Below are 21,406 nucleotides of genomic sequence, written 5' to 3' on the forward strand. Positions count from 1 at the left end.
CCCGCCACTCGCCGAGTGGCGGGCGTTTCTGCGCCACTCGGCGAACCGGTGTGCGCCACTCGGCGTCAGGCGCGGCGACGGGAGAAGCGCACGACGTCACCGGGACGCACCTGCGCCAGTGCGTCGGTGTCGGCGTCGACCACCACGCCGATCACAGGGTAGCCGCCGGTGACGGGATGGTCGGGGCCGAGCACGACCGGTCGGCCCGCGCCCGTCACCTGGATGCTGCCGCGCACCACGGGCTCGCTCGCGAGCTCACCCGGCCGTGCTCGCTCGAGCGGCGGACCCTCCAGGCGCACGCCGATGCGGTCCGAGACCGGATCGACGCGCCAGGCGGTGGACAGCAGGGCGTCGACGGCGCTGGCGGTGAACCAGTCGTCCCGGGGGCCGAGCACGACCCCGACCGTCACGCCGCCGGACGAGAGATACGCCGGGTGGGTCTGCAGCGAGACGGGCCCGGCCGCCGAACCGACCGTCAGTTCGTCGCCGACGGTGAGCGGCGCGGGTCCGAGGGAGGCCAGGGTGTCGAAGGAGCGGCTGCCGAGCACCGGGGCGGCGGTGAAGCCCCCGGCGACGCCGACCGTCCACCGCATCCCCACCACCGGCGCACCCAGCCTGAGGACGTCGCCCGGCCGGAGCGCCAGGACCCTTCCGGAGTCCATCGGCCGGCCGTCGATCGAGACCGGACCGGCGGCCCCGGTGACGGCGACGACGTGCGGGCGGGTGGCCAGCAGGGCCAGCCCGCCGCCGAGGGACTCCACGACCGCACCGTCGCCGGGGTTGCCCGCGAGGTCGTTGGCCTGGCGGAGCGCCCGTCGGTCGAACGCCCCCGACGCGCCGACGCCCAGGTCGGCCAGTCCCGGCCGGCCGAGGTCCTGCAGCACGCTCAGGGCGCCGGCGTGCATGACGCGCAGGCTCATCGCTCGACCGCCACGAAGCGCACGGTGTCGCCCGGGTGCAGGAGGGCCGGGTCGTCACGGGTGAGGTCCCACAGGGGCGCGTCCGTGCGGCCGATCAGCTGCCAGCCGCCGGGGGAGGGGCGCGGGTAGATGCCGCTGAAGGGACCGGCGAGACCGACGGAGCCCGCCTCCACCCGCGGTCGCGGCCGGTCGAGGCGGGGCACCTCGAGCCGCGGGTCGCCTCCGCTGAGGTAGGCGAAGCCGGGCGCGAATCCCGCGAAGGCCACGCTCCAACGCGACGCCGTGTGCCGGCTCACGACGTCGTCGACTTCGAGGCCGCAGTGGGCCGCGACCGCCTCGAGGTCGGGCCCGTCGTACACGACCTCGATGACGATGTCGCGCCCGCGAACCGGGGCGGCGTCACCGACGTCGGTCGCGGCGACGAGCGCCCTCAACTCCTCGGGCCGGCCACGCAGCAGGACGGTCGTGGCGCCGAGGGCGGGTGACCGGTCGCGCAGTGCCACGTGCCACCGGCGCGCCTCGTCGGCGTCGGCGCAGTCCAGCAGGACGGCGCGGTCGCCGCAGGGCAGGACGCGCACGTCAGCCGAACGCCCGGACGTCGACGTCGTGCTCCGCGAGGACCTCGCGCACCCGGGCGAGCAGGCGCTCGGCGCCCGCACTGTCGCTGTGGACGCAGAGCGAGCCGACGGAGTCGGCGAGGGCGAGGGCCTGGGCGGCGGCGACCTCGGGGTCGGTCAGGACGGCGCCGGGCTGGTCGCGCGGGACGAGCGAGCCGTCGTCGGCGTAGGCGCGGTCGGCGAACCCCTCCAGCACGGGGCGGATCCCGGCGTCGGCGGCGATCTCCAGGGCCAGCGACCCCGGCATCCCGACGAGGGGCAGGGGTGTCCCGTCGGCCAGCAGCGCCTCGACGACCGCCTCGGCCTGGTGGATGTCGTGGGCGATCCGGTGGTAGAGCGCGCCATGGGGCTTGACGTAGGTGACGAGCCCTCCCGCCGCGTCGGCCAGCGTGCGCAGGTGGTCGACCTGGCGGCGGACCTCGTCGACGAGGTCGCGCGGCGGCAGGTCGACGACGCGTCGTCCGAAGGCCTCGCGATCGCGGTAGCCCACCTGGGCCCCGATCGCGACGCCCTCGGCGACGGCCGCCTCACACGTGGCGCGGATGAGGTCGTCGTCGCCCGCGTAGGCGCCGCAGCAGACGTTGGCGCTCGTCACGAGGGTCAGCAGGCGGCGATCCTCGCCGGACCGCCAGCGCTCGGCGGACTCGCCGAGGTCCACGTTGAGGTCGACGGCGCCGGTCATGGCCCGACGCTATCGCGGGTGGGGCAACGCTGGGAGTGACGTTCCGGGGGTCACCACCGGCGTGTCGACCCCGCGAACGTCACGCTCAGCGTTCCCGCGCGACCAGGAAGGCGCGACCCTCGCCGGCGACGCGGGTGAGCACCACCGTGGCGGTCCGGGAGCCGCTGAGCTTCAGCCGGGCGATGAGGCGCTCGGGGACGATGTCGATGCCGCGCTTCTTGACCGTGAGGGTGCCGATGTCGCGCTCGCGCAGGGCGGCGCGCAGCTGCTTCTCGCGGAACGGCAGCTCGGCCTCGACCCGGAAGGCACGCCCGAACGGCTCGGCCGCGGGGGAGTCCGTGGTGATCCAGGCGATGTGCGGGTCGAGCAGGTGGCCCCCGAGGTCGCCGGCCAGCTCGGCCACCAGGCCGGCGCGGATGACGGCGTCGTCCGGCTCGACGAGGTGCGACAGCAGCGGCCCGGTCGCGGCCTCGGCGTCCCGGCCCGTCAGCGTGGCGGCGGCCGGCAGGACGGTGGCTCGGCGGTGCGTCGGCAGGTCGAACCCGGCGCCCCACAGCGAGGCCTCGACGAGGTCGCCGCCGTCGGACACCCACTCGGCCTGCACACCCGGCGGCACGGCGTCGTGCGCGATGCCGGGCATGACCTTCGCGACGGCGCGTCCGTGCAGCAGGCCGGTGACGAAGTCCCACGACGGGACGAGGGCGTCGAGACGGAAGGTGCGGCCGGAGCCGTCGCGGCGCGCCGGGTCGACGAAGGCCACCTCGTCGGGCGCCGGTGCGATGGTCGTGGCGTCGCCGACCTCGACCGTGCCCTCGAGTCCGAGCGCCGCCAGGTTGGCGCGCGCGATCGCGGCGCGGACGGGGTCCTGCTCGACGCCGTGCACACGGAGCCCGGCCCGGGCCGAGGCGATCAGGTCGCCCCCGATCCCGCAGCCGAGATCGACCAGGGCGGTGCCACCCAGCCCGGCCAGCCGGGCGGCCCGGTGCGCGGCGACGGTCGCCCGGGTGGACTGCTCGAGGGCGTCGGGCGTGAAGTACATCCGCGCGGCGTCTGAGCCGAACTTGGCGACCGCACGGCGCCTCAGGTGGTGCTGGGTCATGGCCGCCGCGACGAGCTCGGCCGGGTGGTCGCGGCGCAGGCGGGTGCCCAGGGCCAGGTCCGACTCGCCCGGCGCGGCGTCGGACACCCGCGCGAGGAGGTCCTGCCCGGCGGGCGCCGTCAGGGCGGCGAAGGTCTGCGGATCCACGCGCCGAGTCTGCCACCGCACCGAGACTGCTGGCACTCCGTTGGGGTGAGTGCCAGCCGGTGCTACGCTGGCGTTTGGCACTCCCCCCGGGTGAGTGCCAACTCGAACGTTACTCATCCGAAAGGGGAGGTCGACCAGTGTCGGTCACCATCAAGCCGCTCGAAGATCGCATCGTCATCAAGGCCGGAGAGGCCGAGCAGACCACCGCGTCGGGTCTCGTCATCCCCGACACCGCCAAGGAGAAGCCGCAGGAGGGCGAGGTCGTGGCCGTCGGCCCCGGTCGCGTCAGCGACAGCGGCGAGCGCATCCCCGTCGACGTGAACGTCGGCGACAAGGTGCTCTTCAGCAAGTACGGCGGCACCGAGGTCAAGCACGGCGGCGAGGAGTTCCTCATCCTCAACGCCCGCGACGTGCTCGCCGTCATCGCCTGAGTCCACCCGCCCAACCGTTTAGGGAGCACTCATGCCCAAGATCCTGGAATTCGACGAGGGCGCACGCCGCGCCCTCGAACGTGGTGTCGACAAGCTCGCCGACACCGTCAAGGTGACCCTCGGCCCCAAGGGCCGCTACGTCGTCCTCGACAAGAAGTGGGGCGCCCCCACGATCACGAACGACGGCGTGTCCGTCGCCCGTGAGATCGAACTGGACGACCCGTTCGAGAACCTCGGCGCGCAGCTGGCCAAGGAAGTCGCCACCAAGACGAACGACGTGGCCGGCGACGGCACCACGACCGCCACGGTCCTGGCGCAGGCGATGGTCCACGAGGGACTCCGGTCCGTCGCGGCCGGCGCCAACCCGGTCGGCCTGAAGAAGGGCATCGAGGCGGCCGTCGAGGCGGTCGTCAACGAGCTCCACTCGCGCGCCCGCCAGGTCGACTCCGTCGCCGACATGGCCGCGGTCGCCACGGTCTCCAGCCGTGACGCCGTGATCGGCGAGCTCATCGCCGAGGCCTTCGACAAGGTCGGCAAGGACGGCGTCATCACCGTCGAGGAGTCCAACACCATGGGCACCGACCTCGAGTTCACCGAGGGCATGCAGTTCGACAAGGGGTACCTGTCGCCGTACATGGTCACCGACACCGAGCGCATGGAGGCCGTCATCGACGACCCCTACATCCTCGTGAACCAGGGCAAGGTCTCGGCCGTCGCCGACCTGCTGCCCCTGCTCGAGAAGGTCGTCCAGTCGGGCAAGAGCCTGTTCATCATCGCCGAGGACGTCGAGGGCGAGGCCCTGTCCACGATCGTGGTGAACAAGATCCGCGGCACGTTCACGTCCGTCGCGGTCAAGGCTCCGGCCTTCGGTGACCGTCGCAAGGCGATGCTGCAGGACATCGCGACCCTCACGGGCGCGACCGTCGTGACGCCGGACGTCGGCCTCAAGCTCGACCAGGTCGGTCTCGAGGTGCTCGGCACCGCGCGTCGCGTGGTCGTCACGAAGGACGACACCACGATCATCGACGGTGGCGGCGAGCAGGCCGAGGTCGAGGGCCGCGTGGCCCAGATCAAGGCCGAGTTCGAGCAGACCGACTCCGAGTGGGATCGCGAGAAGCTCCAGGAGCGCCTCGCCAAGCTGTCCGGTGGCGTCTGCGTCATCCGCGTCGGCGCGGCCACCGAGGTCGAGCTCAAGGAGAAGAAGCACCGCATCGAGGACGCCGTCTCGGCGACCCGCGCGGCCATCGAGGAGGGCATCGTCCCCGGCGGTGGCTCGGCGCTGGTCCACGCGGTCGGCGTGCTGGACAAGGACCTGAACCTGTCCGGCGACGAGGCCCTGGGTGTGCGCATCGTCCGCAAGGGCGCCGACGCCCCGCTGGAGTGGATCGCCCGCAACGGCGGCGTCTCCGGCGAGGTCGTGGTGTCCAAGGTGCGCGAGTCCGGTGAGGGCTACAACGCCGCCACCGACCAGTACGGTGACCTGCTCGCGCAGGGCATCCTCGACCCGGTCAAGGTCACGCGCTCGGCGCTGGCGAACGCCGCCTCGATCGCGGCCATGCTGCTCACCACCGAGACCCTCGTGGTGGACAAGCCGGCCGAGGAGAACGACGAGCACGCCGGTCACAACCACTGATCGACGCCTCGACGACGAAGGCCCCGGGCACTGCGCCCGGGGCCTTCGTCGTCCCCGCGTGAGACGGGGGCAGACAAGACGGGAGCCGCCCAATAGCCTAGGCCCCGACCCGGTGTCCGCACCCGTTGATAGGACGTCTTCCATGACAACGCCAGCGACCACCTGCCCGTGGTGGTGCACCGACCACCGATCCGGCCCGACGACGCAGGACGAGCAGCACGCCCGGGTGTTCCCCGTGCCCGACGGTGCGTGGGTCGCGATCCTGCTCGGCGCGCTGCCGTCCGACCGTCCCGAGCTGGCCTACGGCGCCGAGTCGTACACCGTCTCTGCGGGGGAGGGGCGGGCCTTCGCTGCGGCCCTGCACCACGCGGCCGACCTGTACGAGCGCATCGTCGACGAGCACGGGCGCCTCGGCCGGTCCGCCCGCGGCCGGGTCAGCGCTCGGGGGACTCCATGAACCTGCGCACCTCGAGCAGCAGTTCGCCCAGCTGCAGGCCCAGGGCCGACTCCAGCGCCAGGATCGTGTCGAGGCTGGGGTTGGCCGACGAGCGACCCGTCGCGTTGTTGTTGCGGTTGTTCTCGAGGTTCTGGATCTGGTTGCGGCTCAGCCCCGACTGGTGCGCGAGCTGCTCCTGCGTCATGCCTCGCTCCTCGCGGCGGCGGCGGAGCCAGGTGGCGAACGCGCTGGCGACGGCGGCCGTCTCGTCCGAAGGGGTGCGCTTGGGCATGCACAACAGCATGGGCCCCATGTTCGCACGGCGCAGCCCAATAGCGTAGGTGCCCCTCGTCCGGCCGGACGGTCGGAGAAAGTCCGTGACGTCGCTCACATCCTATGTTACATTCGCAATGTCACATTCGATCTGCCGAGGAGACCGCCATGACCGTCACCGACGATCGCACCGCCGTCGAGTTCCGCCAGTCCATCGCGATGGACACCGAGCTCGAGCGCCTGCTCGAGTCGGCTGCCGTCCTGTCGTACGACCCCGACCAGGAGATCGACTGGGACAAGCCGCTCGACCCGCACAAGTACGGGCTCAATCCCGAGTGGTCGACGCTGTACGGCACGCCGTTGTGGGACGCGATGACCGAGCAGCAGCGCATCGACCTCACCCGTCACGAGGTCGGCTCGATCATGAGCACGGGCATCTGGTTCGAGACGATGCTGCAGTCGATGGTGCTGCGCTCGCAGTACTCGGCCGACTACGGCGACCCGGAGTTCCGCTTCGCGCTCACCGAGATCGCCGACGAGTGCCGCCACTCGCTGATGTTCAGCAAGACCTGCAGCAAGATGGGCGTCCCGCACTACCGCCCCCGCCGGCTCTTCCACGAGCTCGCCCGGGTCTTCCGCACGACTGCGAACGGTGAGATGTCGTACGCGTCGATCCTCGTGGCCGAGGAGGTCCTCGACGTCATGCAGCGCGACTGGATGCGCGGCGAGAACGTCCTCGAGGAGGTGCGCACGACCAGCAAGATCCACGTGGTCGAGGAGGCGCGCCACATGAAGTTCGCGCGGATGGAGATCAAGGAGTACCTCCGGGGCATCTCCAAGCCGCGGCGCCACCTCGCCGCGTTCACGATCTCGATCGTCGCCGCGATCATCGTCGACTCCCTCGTCAACGACGACGTCTACGCCAACGTGGGCCTCGACCCCGAGGAGGCCAAGGCCGCGGTCAAGGCCAACACCCACCACCAGAACCTCATGCGGATGAGTTGCGTGCACCTCATGGACTTCCTGTCCGAGGTCGGCCTGCTCACGCCCGCCGCGATGCGGATGTACCGCACCGTCCACATGCTCTGACGCGCCTCGCCCGACGACCCGACACCCGAAAGATCCCGCCGTGGCCTACGCGATCACCCAGTCCTGCTGCAAGGACGCCTCGTGCGTCTCGGTCTGTCCCGTCGACTGCATCCACCCGACGCCCGACGAGCCCGACTTCGGCACGGCCGACATCCTCTACGTCGACCCGAAGGCGTGCATCGACTGCGGGGCGTGCGCCGACGCCTGCCCCGTCGCCGCGCCCAAGGCCATCGACCTGCTGAGCGGGTCGGAGGCGGTCTTCGAGCAGCTGAACGCCGCGTACTACGAGCGCCGCCCCGAGCGCGAGGCACCGCCGGTCCACACCTGGGAGGAGATGGGCGGCGACCTCGCGCGCACCCTCTCGATCGCGATCGTCGGCACGGGGCCGGCCGCGGCCTACACGGCGCGCCAGCTGCTGCTGTCCACCGACGCCAAGGTCACCATGATCGACAAGCTCCCGGTGCCCGGCGGGCTGGTGCGCGGCGGCGTCGCCCCCGACCACACGGACACCAAGAAGTTCGCCGACCTCTTCCACTGGGCCTACCGGCACCCGCGCACCAAGATGGTGATGAACGTCGAGGTGGGTCGCGACATCACGCACGACGAGGTGCTCCAGCACCACGACGTCGTCATCTACGGCGTGGGGGCGCGGCGCGACCGCGAGCTGGGCGTCCCGGGCGAGGACCTGTCCGGCGTGTACCCGGCGCCTGACGTGGTCGGCTGGTACAACGGGGCGCTCGACATCGACCCCGCCGACATCGTCCTGGCGGGCGACCGCGTGGTGATCGTCGGCAACGGCAACGTGGCCCTCGACCTGGCGCGGCTGCTCCTGCACGACCCGGCCGTGCTCGCGCGCACCGACATGCCCGACCACGCCGTGCGCGCCTTCGGCGACCTCGACGTGCGCGAGGTGGTCCTGCTCGGCCGGCGCGGACCGTCCGCCGCCGCGTTCACCCGGCCCGAGCTGCTGATGATGCCGCCGGGCATCGACGTCGTGGTCGCCCGCGACCAGTTCACCGAGGACGAGCTGGCGGAGGCCGAGCCCGAGACCAACGCCGCCGTGCTCGCCGGCCTGCCCCTGGTCGACGTCGACCTCACCACGCCGCCGGGCGACCGTCGTCGCCTCGTCTTCGCGTTCGGTCGTCAGGTCGTCTCGGTCGAGGGACAGGACCGGGTCGAGGCCGTGCAGGTCGCGCCGTCCGGCGTGCCCGAGCAGGCCGTCAAGGTGCCCTGCGGCACGCTGATCCGCGCCACCGGACACCGTGGCACCCCCGTCGCAGGACTCCCGTTCGACGAGGCGACCGCGACGGTCCCCAACGAGCACGGGCGCGTCGTCGACCCCGCCACCGGGCGGCCGGTGCCGGGCACCTACGTGGTCGGGTGGATCAAGCGCGGAGCCACCGGTGGCATCGGCACCAACCGCACGTGCGCGCACGAGACGATCGCCACGATCATCGCCGACGCCAATGCCGGGCAGGTGCCGTGGGCGCCGCGCCGACGACTCACCTTCGGGGCGTACGTGCGCGGCCGGGTCGACGGCGTCGTGGGGCGCCGGCGCATGCTCGCGATCGAGAAGGCCGAGGAGCGTCGCGGCGAGCGCGAGGGCCGTCCCCGGGTGAAGTTCGGGTCCGTCGACGAGATGCTCAAGGTCAGCCCGGCCACCAGCGTCCACTGACGGCCGAGATCATAGCCCGCGCGGTCGGGCGACGGTTTCGCCGCGGGTAGACTCGGGCCATGGTGGGCATCCCCGACAAGTTCGCGTCCCTCGGTCTGACCTACGACGACGTCCTGCTCCTCCCGGGCGAGACCGACGTCATCCCCAGCGAGGTCGACACCACGACCCGGCTCACGCGCGAGATCTCGCTGCGGATCCCGCTGCTGTCGAGCGCGATGGACACCGTCACCGAGTCGCGGATGGCCATCGCCATGGCCCGCGAGGGCGGCATCGGCATCCTCCACCGCAACCTCTCGATCGACGACCAGGCGTACCAGGTCGACCTCGTCAAGCGCACCCAGACGGGCATGATCCCCAACCCCGTCACCATCGGCCCGAAGGCCACCCTCGAGGAGCTCGACGAGATCTGCGGCGAGTACCGCGTCTCGGGCCTGCCGGTCGTCGACGAGGACAACACGCTGCTGGGCATCGTCACTAACCGCGACCTGCGCTTCACGCCGGTCGCCGAGTGGGCCACCACGCTCGTCGCCGACGTCATGACGTACATGCCGCTGATCACCGGCCCGGTGGGCATCTCCCGCGAGGACGCCTCGGCCCTGCTGCGCCAGCACAAGCGCGAGCGGCTGCCGATCGTCGACGCCGACGGCAAGCTCGCCGGCCTCATCACCGTCAAGGACTTCGTGAAGTCCGAGCAGTACCCGATGGCCAGCCAGGACGCCGAGGGGCGCCTGCTCGTCGGTGCCGCCGTCGGCTTCTTCGGCGACTCCTACGACCGCGCCAGCCGGCTGATGGAGGCCGGCGTCGACGTGCTCGTGGTCGACACCGCCCACGGCCATGCGCGCGCGCTGCTCGACATGGTGCGCAAGCTCAAGGCCGATCCGGCGTTCGCGCGCGTCCAGATCATCGGCGGCAACGTCGCCACGCGGGCGGGTGCCCAGGCGCTCGTCGACGCGGGGGTCGACGCCGTCAAGGTCGGCGTGGGTCCGGGCTCGATCTGCACCACGCGCGTCGTCGCCGGCGTGGGCGTCCCGCAGATCTCGGCGGTCTACGAGGCCTCCCTGGCGGCCGAGCCCGCCGGCGTCCCCGTCATCGCCGACGGCGGCCTGCAGTACTCGGGCGACATCGCCAAGGCGCTCGTCGCCGGCGCCGAGAGCGTCATGGTGGGCTCGCTGCTGGCCGGTTGCGAGGAGAGCCCCGGCGAGCTGATCTTCGTCGCGGGCAAGCAGTACAAGACCTACCGCGGCATGGGCTCGGTGGGCGCGATGGCCTCGCGCGGCAAGAAGTCCTACTCCAAGGACCGCTACTTCCAGGCCGACGTCACGAGCGACGACAAGATCGTGCCCGAGGGCATCGAGGGGCGCGTCGCGTACCGCGGCCCGCTGTCGTCGGTGGCGCACCAGCTGATCGGTGGCCTGCACCAGTCGATGTTCTACGTCGGCTCGCGCACGATCCCCGAGCTGCGCGAGCGCGGCCGCTTCACCCGCATCACGACGGCGGGCCTCAAGGAGAGCCACCCGCACGACATCCAGATGACGGTCGAGGCGCCGAACTACACGATCCTCTGATCGCCCCGCCTCGCTGAGTTGCACGTTCGGCCGCGCGACGACGGCGTGTCGCGGACGCAACGTGCAACTCAGCGGGGACGGCGGCCCCGATAGGCTGGGGCGCGTGAGCATCGACATCGGACTGGCCAAGCGCGGTCGGCAGGGTTACCACTTCGACGACATCGCGATCGTGCCCAGCCGGCGCACGCGCGACCCGCACGAGGTCTCCACCGACTGGCAGATCGACGCGTACCGCTTCGACCTGCCCATCATGGCCGCGCCGATGGACTCGGTCATGAGCCCCGAGACCGCGATCGCACTGGGCAAGTTCGGCGGCCTCGGCGTCCTCAACCTCGAGGGCCTGTGGACCCGCTACGAGGACCCGCTCCCGCTGCTGGAGGAGATCGCCCGGATCGAGCCGGCGCAGGTCACCCGGCGGCTGCAGGAGATCTACAGCGAGCCGATCAAGGCCGAGCTCATCACCGCGCGGCTGCAGGAGATCCGCGCCGCCGGCGTCACGGTGGCCGGTGCCCTCAGCCCGGGCCAGACCAAGCAGTTCGCCGACGCCGTCGTCAAGGCCGGCGTCGACCTCTTCGTGATCCGCGGCACCACGGTCTCGGCCGAGCACGTGTCGGGCAACGCCGAGCCGCTGAACCTCAAGGAGTTCATCTACGAGCTCGACGTGCCGGTCATCGTCGGCGGTTGCGCCACCCACCAGGCGGCCCTGCACCTGATGCGCACCGGTGCGGCCGGCGTCCTGGTCGGGTTCGGCGGCGGCGCCACGCACACCACGCGCAGCGTCCTAGGTGTCGCGGTCCCCATGGCCTCGGCGGTCTCCGACGTCGCCGCGGCGCGACGCGACTACCTCGACGAGTCGGGCGGTCGCTACGTGCACGTCATCGCCGACGGCTCGATCGGTCGCAGCGGCGACCTGGCCAAGGCGTTCGCCTGCGGCGCCGACGCGGTCATGATCGGCTCGCCGTTCGCGCGGGCCACCGATGCACCCGGCCACGGCTTCCACTGGGGCGCCGAGGCCTGGCACGACGACCTGCCGCGTGGCGAGCGCGTCGAGATCGGCACGGTCGGCTCGCTCGAGCAGGTGCTGTTCGGCCCCTCGCACGTGCCGGACGGCACGATGAACCTCGTCGGCGCCCTGCGTCGCGCGATGGCCACCACCGGCTACACCGACCTCAAGGAGTTCCAGCGGATCGAGGTCGTCCTCGGGTGACGCTGACCGTCGCGACCGGCCAGTTCGCCTCGGCGGGCGACGTCGAGGCCGACATCGCCACCGTCGTGCGGGCCGTCGGGCTGGCCCAGGGTGCCGACCTGCTGGTGATGCCCGAGCTGTTCCTGGGCGGCTACCGGATGCCTCCGGTCGTGGTCGGCGAGACCGACCCGCGCCTGCAGCCCATCGAGCGGGCGGCTGCGGCGGCCGGCACCGTCGTGCTGGTGGGGGCGTGCCTCGACGGGCCCGACGGGTTCACGATCTCCACGCTGGCGTTCGGGCTCGGCGACGACCCGGCCGGGCGCCGGGTCTACGACAAGCAGAACCCCTGCGACGCCGAGAACGACCACGTCGTGGCGGGCGCCGACAGCGTCATCATCGACGTCCGGGGCTGGTCCGTCGGCCTCTCGATCTGTTACGACGGCTGCTTCCCCGAGCATGCGCGCGCTCTCGCGCTGGCCGGGGCCGAGGTGTACGCCGCGTCGGTGGCGTACTTCGCCGGCAGCGCGCACCGGCGCGAGCTGTACTACCGCGCCCGAGCCCTCGAGAACGGCATGTACGCCGTCGTCTCCGGCCTCGCCGGCGCCGTCGCCGGCGCCGAGTTCGACGGCGGCAGCGCGGTGTACGACCCCGAGGGCCGCGTGGTCGCCGAGGTCGGTGGGGGAGAGGGCGTCGCCGTGGCCACGCTCGATCGCCCGGCGGTGAAGGCCACGCGCGCCCGCCACCCCATGCTCGCCGACCTGCGCGAGCCCGGCCCGGTCGTGCGCCGGTGACCTCCACGATCGTCGAGGTCGACTTCCTCGACCCGCGAGCCGTCGACCTGCGGGCGCGGATGGCCGCCGAGATGAGCGGCCTGTACGGCGCGCCCCGGCACGTCGGCGCCGAGGACATCGACCCGGCGTCGGTCGTCTCCTGCCTGCTGGTCCTCGACGGCGAGACGCCGGTCGGCACGGTCAGCCTCCGCCGCCTCGGCGACCTGGTCGAGGTCAAGCGGATGTTCCTGCTGCCGCAGACGCGGGGCACCGGACTCGCGCCTCGGTTGCTGGCCGCGATCGAGGGGCGCGCAGGCGCCGTCACCGACCGCGTGGTGCTGCACACCGGCGAGCGCCAGCGCGCCGCGATCGCGCTGTACGAGCGCTCGGGGTACCGGCCGATCGAGGTCTACCCGCCGTACGATCAGGTGCCCGAGTCGGTGTGCTTCGCCAAGTCGCTGGCTCCTCCGACGACGACGTAACTGCGATTCGCACGATGTGACACGCCCTGTGTCACATGACGGCCATCCGAGGTATTGTCCCTTCCATGCCCGATGTAGCCCAGATCACAGTCGCGCCCGCGCGCATCGCCGAGCTCACCGCCCTGATCCGGGCGACCGGCACCGAGACCCGGACCACCGTGACACCGCTGACCGGCGCCGACGTGGCCACGATCCCCGTCTCGACCGAGCAGGACGTGCTCGACGCCTTCGAGGCCGCACGGGTGGCACAGCGCGGCTGGGCGCGCACCCCACTGCGTCGCCGCACGAAGGCGCTGCTGAAGCTGCACGACCTGATCCTCACGCACCAGCGCGAGCTGCTCGACCTGGTGCAGCTGGAGTCCGGAAAGGCCCGCAGCCACGCGTTCGACGAGGTCCTGCACACCGCCCTGACGGGCCGCTACTACGGACGCCGGCTCTCGCGCATCCTCGGTCCGCACCGCCGCGCGGGCGCCTACCCGCTCATCACGGGGATCCGCCAGTACCACCAGCCGAAGGGCGTCGTCGGCCTGATCTCGCCCTGGAACTACCCGCTGTCGATGGCCCTCGTCGACGGCCTCGCCGCGGTGGCCGCCGGCAACGCCGTCGTGCACAAGCCCGACAGCCAGGCCCCGCTCACCGCCCTGGCGATCATCGAGCTCATGCACCGCGCGGGCTTCCCGCGCGACCTGTGGCAGGTCGTCAGTGGCGCGGGCTCGGTCATCGGGTCGACGATCATCGACCACGCCGACTACATCTGCTTCACCGGCTCGACCGCGACCGGCAAGCGCATCGCCGCCCAGTGCTCCGAGCGGCTCATCGGCTGCTCGCTCGAGCTCGGGGGCAAGAACCCGATGGTCGTGCTGCCCGGCGCCGACGTCGAGAAGGCCGTCGAGGGCACGGTCAACGCCGCGTTCAGCTCGGCCGGCCAGCTCTGCGTCTCGATCGAGCGGATCTACGTGCACGACTCGATCTACGAGCAGTACCGCGACGCGCTCGCCGAGCGGCTGGCCCGGGTCAGCTACGGCGCGAACGCCGACTGGGAGGTCGAGATGGGCACCCTCGTCTCGCCCGCGCAGCTGGCCACGATCGAGAAGCACGTCGCCGACGCGCTGGACCACGGCGCCAGCCTCGTCTCCGGCGGCCGCGCGCGTCCGGACATCGCGCCCTGGTTCCACGAGCCGACGGTGCTCGAGAACGTGCCCGAGTCGGCGCTCTGCTTTGCCGAGGAGACCTTCGGACCGCTCGTCTCGCTCTACCCGTACCGCAGCGTCGGCGAGGCGGTCGCGATGGCGAACGACACCGTCTACGGCCTCAACGCCAGCGTCTGGGGGCCGGTCAAGCAGGCTCGCAAGGTCGCCCCGAAGATCAAGGCCGGCACGGTCAACGTCAACGAGGGCTTCGCCGCCACGTTCGGCAGCATCGGCGCCCCGATGGGCGGCATGAAGGAGTCCGGCACCGGCCGCCGCCAGGGTGCCGAGGGCCTGCTGCGCTTCACCGAGGTCCAGTCCGTCGCCGTGCAGCGGGTCATGCCGGTCGGCGGCCCCGCCGCCGTGCCCAAGCGCACCTTCGCCGCGGCGATCACCGTCGGCCTGCTGCTCCTGCGTCGCTTCACCCGGAAGGCCTGAGAGGGATCATCATGAGCGAGTTCGACTACGACGTCGTCATCATCGGCTCGGGGTTCGGCGGCAGCGTCTCCGCGCTCCGGCTCACCGAGAAGGGCTACAAGGTCCTCGTGGTGGAGGCCGGCCGGCGCTTCGCCGACGAGGAGTTCGCGAAGAACTCCTGGCACCTGCGCGAGTACCTGTGGGCGCCGAAGATCGGGTGCTACGGGATCCAGCGGATCAACCTGCTGCGCAACTCGCTGGTGCTGGCCGGCGCCGGCGTCGGCGGCGGCTCGCTGGTCTACGCCAACACGCTCTACGAGCCGCTCGACCCGTTCTACGAGGATCCGGCGTGGAGCCACATCACCGACTGGAAGAGCGAGCTGGCGCCGTACTACGACCAGGCCAAGCGGATGCTCGGCGTCAACCCCGTCACGGCGATGAGCCCGGCCGACACCGTGGTCAAGGAGACGGCCGACCGGCTCGGCTACGGGGACAGCTTCCACTTCGCGCCCGTCGGCGTGCTGTTCGGCGAGCAGGAGGGCCAGGAGGTCGGCGACCCGTACTTCGGCGGCGTCGGACCCTCGCGCCGTACCTGCCTGAACTGCGGCGAGTGCATGTCGGGATGCCGCCACAACGCCAAGAACACGCTCGTGAAGAACTACCTCTACCTCGCCGAGCAGGCGGGGGCGGAGGTCCGTGAGCTGACCACCGTGGTCGACGTGCGGCCGGCCGCCGGCGGCGGGTACGAGGTGCATGCGAAGTCCACGAGGAAGTGGCGCGGCAAGCAGCCCGTGATCCGGGCCGAGCAGGTCGTCTTCTCGGCCGCCTCGCTGGGAACCCAGCGCCTGCTGCACCGCCTCCGCGACTCCGGCAGCCTGCCGCGCATCTCCGACCGCCTCGGCCTGCTGACGCGCACGAACTCCGAGGCGCTGATGGGCTCGGTCGCGATGAACCGCGACGTCGACTACACGCGTGGCGTCGCGATCACCTCCTCGATCCACCCGAACGACACCACGCACATCGAGCCGGTCCGCTACGGCAAGGGCTCGAACCTGATGATGTTCGTGCAGATGGTGCTGTCCACCGACGGCAGCGGGCACGGCAAACCGAGCGTGCTGACCGTGCTGAAGAACATCGTCAAGGTCGGGCCGAAGCTGCCGAAGCTCTACGACGCGTTCCACTGGTCCGAGCGCACGGTCATCGCGCTGGTGATGCAGGCGCGCGACAACTCGATCACGACCTACACGAAGCGTCGGCTGTTCGGCGGGCGCAAGATGACCACGAAGCAGGGCTCGGGGGAGCCGAACCCGACGTACATCCCCGAGGCGCACCGCGCGGTCACCGAGATGGCCGACTACATGGACGGCGTCCCGGGCGGCATCGTCACCGAGCCGATCGGCATCCCGATGACGGCGCACTTCCTGGGCGGCTGCGCGATCGGCGACTCGCCCGCCACGGGTGTCATCGACCCGTACCAGCGGCTGTACGGCCACGAGGGCCTGCACGTCATCGACGGCTCGGCGATCAGCGCGAACCTGGGCGTGAACCCCTCGCTGACGATCACCGCGCAGGCCGAGCGCGCCGTCTCCCTGTGGCCCAACCGCGGCGAGCGCGACGAGCGCCCGCCCCTCGGCGCCGCCTACCGCCGCCTCGAGCCGGTCATGCCCAAGAACCCCGTCGTCCCCGTCGACGCCCCCGCCGCCTACCGGCTGCCGATCGTCGGCGTGTCCTGATTCCCGCCTCCGGCGGGCGAGATCTGTAGCGTTTCCCACCCGTTTCGCCCCGAGAACGGGGAAAGGCGGTGGGAAACGCTACACATCTCGGTCCCGCGAGGGACGGAAGACTCCGGCCGGCGTGAGGACCAGGTCGACGGGGCGGTCGTGCGGTTCGTGGGGGACGTGGGGGAGCAGCTCGTCGTCGTGCACGAGGGCGCAGACGACGCCGGGGAAGTCGGCCAGGGCGCGGTCGTAGTAGCCGGCGCCGCGACCGAGACGGTTGCCGGCGTGGTCGACGGCCAGGGCCGGCACGAGGGCGATGCCGCACGTCGCGAGCGCCCCGGGGCCCAGCGGCCGACCCGACGGCTCGGGCACGCCGAGCGGACCGGACTCGACGGCGCCGGCCGTGTGCTCGACCCAGTCCATCGAGCGGTCCGCGCGGCCGACCGGCACGAGGACCGGCACGTCCCGCCCCGCGAGCCACGCCAGCAACGGACCAGTGCCGGGCTCGCTCGGCAGCGACAGGTACGCCGCGACCCGGGTGGCCCGTGCCAGGGCCGGCAGCGCCGCCGCGTGCAGGGCGATGGCCTCGGCGGCGGACTCCCGCTCCGCCGGCGTCCGCGCGCGCCGTCGCGTGAGCAGCGCCTCGCGCAGGTTGACCTTCTCGACCGCCGTGCTCGCCGACATGGCGCTAGCCTAGGGCCGATGAAAGCACTGGCAGACGCACAGGACAAGATGCGCTCGGACGGACTGCCCGAGCAGGCGATCGACGTCTTCACGGCGTTCTACCACCAGCTCGAGGGAGGTGCCTCGGGCCTGATCCCCGAGGCCGAGGTCGAGCCGCTCACGGACGTCGCGAGCATCGCGAGCCTGGACTACGACGAGGACACGCTGCGCCGCGCGGCCGCCGAGACGGTCGTCATCAAGCTCAACGGCGGCCTGGGCACCACGATGGGCATGCAGCAGGCCAAGTCGCTGCTGCCGATCAAGCACCGCCTCAGCTTCCTGGACCTCATCGTCGACCAGGTCACCCACGTGCGGCAGACGCTCGGGGTCGACCTGCCGCTGCTGTTCATGAACAGCTTCCGCACCCGCGACGACACGCTCGCCGCGCTGGCTCGGTACCCGAAGCTCGCCGTCGGCGACCTGCCGCTGGACTTCCTGCAGAACCGCGAGCCGCGTCTGCGGGCCGACACCCTCGAGCCCGTCGAGTGGCCGGCCGACCCGTCGCTCGAGTGGTGCCCGCCGGGTCACGCCGACCTGTACACGGCGCTCGACGCCTCGGGCGTGCTCGACCAGCTGATCGAGGCCGGCTACCGGTACGCGTCGATCTCGAACGCCGACAACCTCGGCGCCGTGCCCGACCCGGCGATGATGGCGTGGTTCGCCGAGACGGGCGCCCCCTACGCGGCCGAGGTCTGCCGCCGCACGCCCGCCGACGTCAAGGGCGGCCACCTGGTCGTGCGGCGCTCGGACGGTCGCCTGATCCTGCGCGAGACGGCGCAGATCGCCCCGGAGGACCGGAAGGCCGCCGCCGACCTGACGGTGCACCGCTACTTCCACACCAACAACCTGTGGTTCGACCTGCACGCCCTGCGTGCCGAGCTCGACAAGGCCGAGGGCGTCCTCGACCTGCCGCTGATCCGCAACCAGAAGAAGGTCGACCCCACCGACTCCTCCAGCCCGGACTGCATCCAGATCGAGTCCGCGATGGGCGCGGCGATCTCGGTCTTCGAGGGGGCGACGGCGATCGAGGTCGACCGCGCCCGCTTCCTGCCGGTCAAGACCACCGACGACCTGATGCTGCTGCGCTCGGACGTGTACGACGTCGGCCCCGACTACCAGCTGCGCGCCCGCGTCGACGACGTCCCGTCCGTCGAGCTGGACAAGCGCTTCTTCGGCGCGATCGGCGAATTCGACCGCCGCGTGCAGTTCCCGGTGTCCCTCGTCTACGCGTCCTCGCTCACGGTCCGCGGCGACTGGAGCTTCGGCGAGAGCGTCATCGTGCGCGGCGACGTGGTGCTCGAGGACGAGGGCCGGCCGCGCCACGTGGCCTCCGGAACGGTGCTGTCCGGGATCTGAGGCGGATCGCCGGTTAGGCTGGCACGCATGTCGTCAGGAGCACTGCCCCCGCGGACGCGTCCCGTCAGCGTGGCGCCCGGTCGACTGACCGTCGAAGACCATCTCGAGACCATCCTGCGCGGCGTCGGACCGCTCGCGGCCTACGACCAGCCGGTCGTGGAGTCCCTCGGCCTGACCCTGCATGAGGACGTCGTCGCGAACGACGACCTGCCGCGCTTCTCGTCGGCCGCCGTCGACGGGTACGCCCTGAACGCCACCGACGTCGTGGGCGCGCGCCCCGGCGAGCCGGTCGAGCTGCCGGTCGTGGCCGAGATCGTCCCCGGCCTGGGCAAGCCGTTCGCCATCAGCGGCGGCTCGTGCGTGCGGATCATGGCCGGCGCGCCGCTGCCGCGTGGCGCCGACGCCGTCGTCCCGGCCGACTCCACCGACGGGGGCCGCACCAAGGTCGGCATCGGCCGCGCGGTGCTGGCCGGCGCCAACGTGCGGCACGCCGCCGGCGACCTGTCCCGCGGCGGCGTGGCGCTGCCCGAGGGAGCCGTCCTCGGCCCGCGTGAGATCGGGTTGCTGGCCGCGATCGGCCGCGACCGCGTCAAGGCTCGCCCCCGCCCGCGCGTGGTGATCATGTCGACCGGCCGCGAGCTGCGCGAGCCCGGTGCGCACCTCGACGCTGACTCCGTCTTCGACGCCAACTCCTCGATGCTCGCCGCGGCCGTCCGCGACCTGGGCGCCATCGCCTACCGGGTCGGCGTGGTCGACGACGACCCCGCCCACTTCAAGCGCGTGCTGTCCGACCAGCTGGTCCGTGCCGACCTGGTGGTCACCACCGGCGGCATCACCGGCGACGAGCGGGCCCTGGTGAAGCAGACGCTGCTCGAGGTCGGCGAGGTCACCTTCTCCGACATCGCGATCGCGCCCGGCCGCACACACGGCTTCGGCCGCGTCTTCGACGAGCAGACACCGGTCATCACCCTTCCCGGCGATCCCGTCTCGGCGTACGTCGGCTTCGAGGTCTTCGTCGTGCCCGCGATCCGCCGGATGCTCGGCCGCACGCCCTACCGACGTCCGCAGGTGCACGCCGTCCTCGCCGAGGACCTCACGTCCGACACCGGCCTGCGCGAGTACCGCCCGGCGTTCTTCGAGGTGACGCACCGCGGCGCCAAGGTCACGCCGCTGCCGCACACCGGGCCGCACCTCGTGGGGGCGCTCGCCAAGGCGAACGCGCTGATCGTGGTGGGCGAGGACGAGAGCGCACTCAATCTCGGCGACACCGTCCGCACGCTCGTGCTGGACCGCAACTTCTGATGGCGCGCGGGTGGCCGGCGACCCTCTCGGACGGCCTGGTAGGGGTGCGCCCGCTGGTGCGTCGCGACGCCACCACGTGGGCGCGCCTGCGCAGTGAGAACGCCGAGTGGCTCGGCCCGTGGGAGGCCACCATGCCGCGGGGCGAAGGACTCGCTCCCGAGTCGTACGGCGCCACGATCGCCACCTTGCGCCGCCGGGCCCGCGACGGCCAGGCGATGCCGTTCGCCGTCACGTGGGCGGGCGACATGGTGGGCCAGGTGACGGTCAGCGGCATCACGCGGGGATCGGCGCTGTGGGCCAGCATCGGCTACTGGGTCGCCCGCAGCCACGCCGGCCGCGGCGTCACCCCGACGGCGGTCGCGCTCGTGTGCGACCACCTGTTCACGCGGGTCGGGCTGCACCGCATTGAGATCTCGATCCGCCCGGAGAACGCCGCGAGCCTGCGCGTCGTCGAGAAGCTGGGCTTCACCGAGTTCGGCCTGGCGCCGCGCTACCTGCACATCGCCGGCGACTGGCGCGATCATCGCGTCTTCCAATTGCTGCGCGAAGACGTGCCCGAGGGAGTGCTGAGCCGGGTGCACCGGAGCCGCCCCACGTCCTGAGTCGGACGGGACGGTGGTGAACTCTGGTGCGACACACCCGAGTCGCTCCCACGGATCACGCCCGGCTGGACCTACGGTTTCAAGCGTGGAGGGTTCCAGCGGATTGATCGTCGCGTTCGTCGTCGCACTGTGGGCGGCGTACTTCGTCCCGCTCGTCCTGCGTCGGTACGACGAGGCGGGCAAGAACTCGTCCCTGGACCACGACGGACCCACCCGTCGCGTCGTCGAGCCGCGCCGCGCCAGCGTCGCCGCGGAGGAGCGCCCCGTCGTGAAGCAGGCCCCCGTGCAGCAGGTCGCCGTGCAGCAGGTCGCCGAGCCGACCGCTCCGGCCGCCGAAGACAAGACTTCCCCTCGTGTCGACCGGACTTCTCCGGCGGTCGACACGCAGCGTCCGCGCCTCTCGCGCGATGCCGCCAGGATCGCCGCCCGTCGCCGTCGCAACGTGCTGCTGACGCTGGTCGGCGTACTGGCGGTGCTCACCGGCCTGACGATCGCCAAGGTCGTCGCGGTGTGGACCCCCGCCATCGGCGTCGGCCTCATCGTCGCCTGGCTGGTCCTGTGCCGCGTCATGGTGCGCCAGGAGCGCGGGATCGCCCGCGAGCGCACCGGCGCCGCCACCAGCGCCGTCTCGCGCGGGCTGCGTGCCGTTCCGGCCGCCACCGTGCGCGCGTTCGGCTGGGCCTCCGGTCGCGTCACCGACCGCACCGCCGCGGCCAGTACGCGAGGCACGGCCGGCGACGAGGAGATGACCGTCGTCGTCTCCGACCAGGTCGAGGATTTCGACCCGAACCGTCGCAACGTCATGGAGCTGGACGCGCCGCTGGGCTCCGACGCCCTCGACGAGCAGCTGCAGATCGCGGTGCCGAGCGTCTCGGCCACCTCCGGCGAGCCCCTCTGGGACCCGCTGCCCATCACCGTCCCGACGTACGTCAGCAAGCCGCGCGCGGGCCGCACGGTGCGCACGATCGAGTTCGGCCAGCCCGGCGCCTGGACCTCGGGTCACGTCGAGGGCGAGCAGACCGAGCTGCCCGGCCTGGCCGACGACGACCGCGACACCGGCACCGAGCAGCGCGCCGTCGGTCACTGACCGACGCCG

Annotated in this window: 21 protein-coding genes; 15 read left to right on the forward strand and 6 right to left on the reverse strand. The window is 72.1% G+C overall.

The features are described 5' to 3' along the window. Positions 1–65: 65 nt before the first annotated feature. From AFL01nite_RS10475 to AFL01nite_RS10490, 4 genes are all read right to left on the reverse strand, one after another. A complete protein-coding gene (locus tag AFL01nite_RS10475) occupies positions 66–920 on the reverse strand; it encodes a 5-oxoprolinase subunit C family protein (protein ID WP_146827629.1) in 855 nt (284 codons plus the stop codon). After that, positions 917–1,498 carry a 5-oxoprolinase subunit B family protein gene (locus AFL01nite_RS10480; protein WP_146827630.1) on the reverse strand — a complete coding sequence of 194 codons (582 nt, stop codon included), beginning with the start codon at positions 1,496–1,498 and terminating at the stop codon, positions 917–919. The genes AFL01nite_RS10475 and AFL01nite_RS10480 overlap by 4 nt, the downstream gene beginning before the upstream one ends. Before the next feature lies 1 nt (position 1,499). Then, the gene (locus tag AFL01nite_RS10485; protein ID WP_146827631.1) at positions 1,500–2,219 is read right to left on the reverse strand and encodes a 5-oxoprolinase subunit PxpA; all 720 of its coding nucleotides are present in this window, start codon (positions 2,217–2,219) and stop codon (positions 1,500–1,502) included. 85 nt (positions 2,220–2,304) lie between these two features. Next, complete coding sequence (locus tag AFL01nite_RS10490; RefSeq protein ID WP_246119680.1) at positions 2,305–3,465, reverse strand: class I SAM-dependent methyltransferase; 1,161 nt, start codon at positions 3,463–3,465, stop codon at positions 2,305–2,307. A 137-nt stretch (positions 3,466–3,602) separates the two neighbouring features. Here AFL01nite_RS10490 and groES point away from each other — a divergent pair, with 137 nt between their 5' ends. From groES to AFL01nite_RS10505, 3 genes are all read left to right on the forward strand, one after another. Beyond that, a complete protein-coding gene (gene groES, locus AFL01nite_RS10495) occupies positions 3,603–3,896 on the forward strand; it encodes a co-chaperone GroES (RefSeq protein ID WP_146827633.1) in 294 nt (97 codons plus the stop codon). A gap of 31 nt (positions 3,897–3,927) precedes the next feature. Further along, positions 3,928–5,529 (forward strand): chaperonin GroEL, encoded by a 1,602-nt coding sequence (gene groL, locus AFL01nite_RS10500; RefSeq protein ID WP_146827634.1) that lies wholly within the window; start codon positions 3,928–3,930, stop codon positions 5,527–5,529. A gap of 142 nt (positions 5,530–5,671) precedes the next feature. Further along, positions 5,672–5,986, forward strand: coding sequence for a hypothetical protein (locus AFL01nite_RS10505; RefSeq protein WP_146827635.1), 315 nt, complete (start codon positions 5,672–5,674; stop codon positions 5,984–5,986). Here AFL01nite_RS10505 and AFL01nite_RS10510 read toward each other — a convergent pair. Further along, complete coding sequence (locus AFL01nite_RS10510) at positions 5,964–6,257, reverse strand: helix-turn-helix transcriptional regulator (protein WP_186813907.1); 294 nt, start codon at positions 6,255–6,257, stop codon at positions 5,964–5,966. The two genes, AFL01nite_RS10505 and AFL01nite_RS10510, sit on opposite strands and share 23 nt — an antisense overlap. A 149-nt stretch (positions 6,258–6,406) precedes the next feature. Here AFL01nite_RS10510 and AFL01nite_RS10515 point away from each other — a divergent pair, with 149 nt between their 5' ends. From AFL01nite_RS10515 to AFL01nite_RS10550, 8 genes are all read left to right on the forward strand, one after another. Continuing rightward, positions 6,407–7,327 carry an AurF N-oxygenase family protein gene (locus tag AFL01nite_RS10515; protein WP_146827637.1) on the forward strand — a complete coding sequence of 307 codons (921 nt, stop codon included), beginning with the start codon at positions 6,407–6,409 and terminating at the stop codon, positions 7,325–7,327. A 40-nt stretch (positions 7,328–7,367) separates the two neighbouring features. Beyond that, positions 7,368–9,002, forward strand: coding sequence for an FAD-dependent oxidoreductase (locus AFL01nite_RS10520; protein WP_146827638.1), 1,635 nt, complete (start codon positions 7,368–7,370; stop codon positions 9,000–9,002). 59 nt (positions 9,003–9,061) lie between these two features. Further along, positions 9,062–10,567: an IMP dehydrogenase gene (guaB, locus tag AFL01nite_RS10525; protein WP_146827639.1), complete on the forward strand. Its 1,506-nt coding sequence runs from the start codon at positions 9,062–9,064 to the stop codon at positions 10,565–10,567. Positions 10,568–10,676: 109 nt separating this feature from the next. Continuing rightward, positions 10,677–11,774, forward strand: coding sequence for a GuaB3 family IMP dehydrogenase-related protein (locus AFL01nite_RS10530; RefSeq protein ID WP_222593495.1), 1,098 nt, complete (start codon positions 10,677–10,679; stop codon positions 11,772–11,774). Further along, positions 11,771–12,544, forward strand: coding sequence for a carbon-nitrogen hydrolase family protein (locus AFL01nite_RS10535; protein ID WP_146827641.1), 774 nt, complete (start codon positions 11,771–11,773; stop codon positions 12,542–12,544). Before AFL01nite_RS10530 ends, AFL01nite_RS10535 begins: the two co-directional genes overlap by 4 nt. Next, on the forward strand, positions 12,541–13,005 hold the full coding sequence (locus AFL01nite_RS10540) for a GNAT family N-acetyltransferase (protein WP_146827642.1): 465 nt from the start codon (positions 12,541–12,543) through the stop codon (positions 13,003–13,005). The genes AFL01nite_RS10535 and AFL01nite_RS10540 overlap by 4 nt, the downstream gene beginning before the upstream one ends. A gap of 65 nt (positions 13,006–13,070) precedes the next feature. Beyond that, positions 13,071–14,630 (forward strand): succinic semialdehyde dehydrogenase, encoded by a 1,560-nt coding sequence (locus AFL01nite_RS10545; protein ID WP_146827643.1) that lies wholly within the window; start codon positions 13,071–13,073, stop codon positions 14,628–14,630. 11 nt (positions 14,631–14,641) lie between these two features. Beyond that, on the forward strand, positions 14,642–16,342 hold the full coding sequence (locus AFL01nite_RS10550) for a GMC family oxidoreductase (RefSeq protein WP_146827644.1): 1,701 nt from the start codon (positions 14,642–14,644) through the stop codon (positions 16,340–16,342). A gap of 78 nt (positions 16,343–16,420) precedes the next feature. On the opposite strand, the gene AFL01nite_RS10555 is transcribed toward AFL01nite_RS10550, so the two are convergent. Further along, positions 16,421–17,011: a 5-formyltetrahydrofolate cyclo-ligase gene (locus tag AFL01nite_RS10555; protein WP_146827645.1), complete on the reverse strand. Its 591-nt coding sequence runs from the start codon at positions 17,009–17,011 to the stop codon at positions 16,421–16,423. Between the two features lie 18 nt (positions 17,012–17,029). Between AFL01nite_RS10555 and AFL01nite_RS10560 the strand changes: the two genes are divergently transcribed. The 4 genes from AFL01nite_RS10560 to sepX all read left to right on the forward strand — a co-directional run bounded on the left by AFL01nite_RS10560 (position 17,030) and on the right by sepX (position 21,397). After that, the gene (locus tag AFL01nite_RS10560; RefSeq protein ID WP_146827646.1) at positions 17,030–18,406 is read left to right on the forward strand and encodes a UTP--glucose-1-phosphate uridylyltransferase; all 1,377 of its coding nucleotides are present in this window, start codon (positions 17,030–17,032) and stop codon (positions 18,404–18,406) included. 27 nt (positions 18,407–18,433) lie between these two features. After that, positions 18,434–19,708, forward strand: a complete 1,275-nt coding sequence (locus AFL01nite_RS10565; RefSeq protein ID WP_146827647.1) for a molybdopterin molybdotransferase MoeA — start codon at positions 18,434–18,436, stop codon at positions 19,706–19,708. Continuing rightward, positions 19,708–20,310: a GNAT family N-acetyltransferase gene (locus tag AFL01nite_RS10570; RefSeq protein ID WP_146827648.1), complete on the forward strand. Its 603-nt coding sequence runs from the start codon at positions 19,708–19,710 to the stop codon at positions 20,308–20,310. Before AFL01nite_RS10565 ends, AFL01nite_RS10570 begins: the two co-directional genes overlap by 1 nt. 85 nt (positions 20,311–20,395) lie before the next feature. Further along, complete coding sequence (gene sepX, locus AFL01nite_RS10575; RefSeq protein WP_146827649.1) at positions 20,396–21,397, forward strand: divisome protein SepX/GlpR; 1,002 nt, start codon at positions 20,396–20,398, stop codon at positions 21,395–21,397. Positions 21,398–21,406: the final 9 nt, after the last annotated feature.

This window comes from Aeromicrobium flavum (assembly GCF_007992115.1).
Lineage (GTDB): Bacteria > Actinomycetota > Actinomycetes > Propionibacteriales > Nocardioidaceae > Aeromicrobium > Aeromicrobium flavum.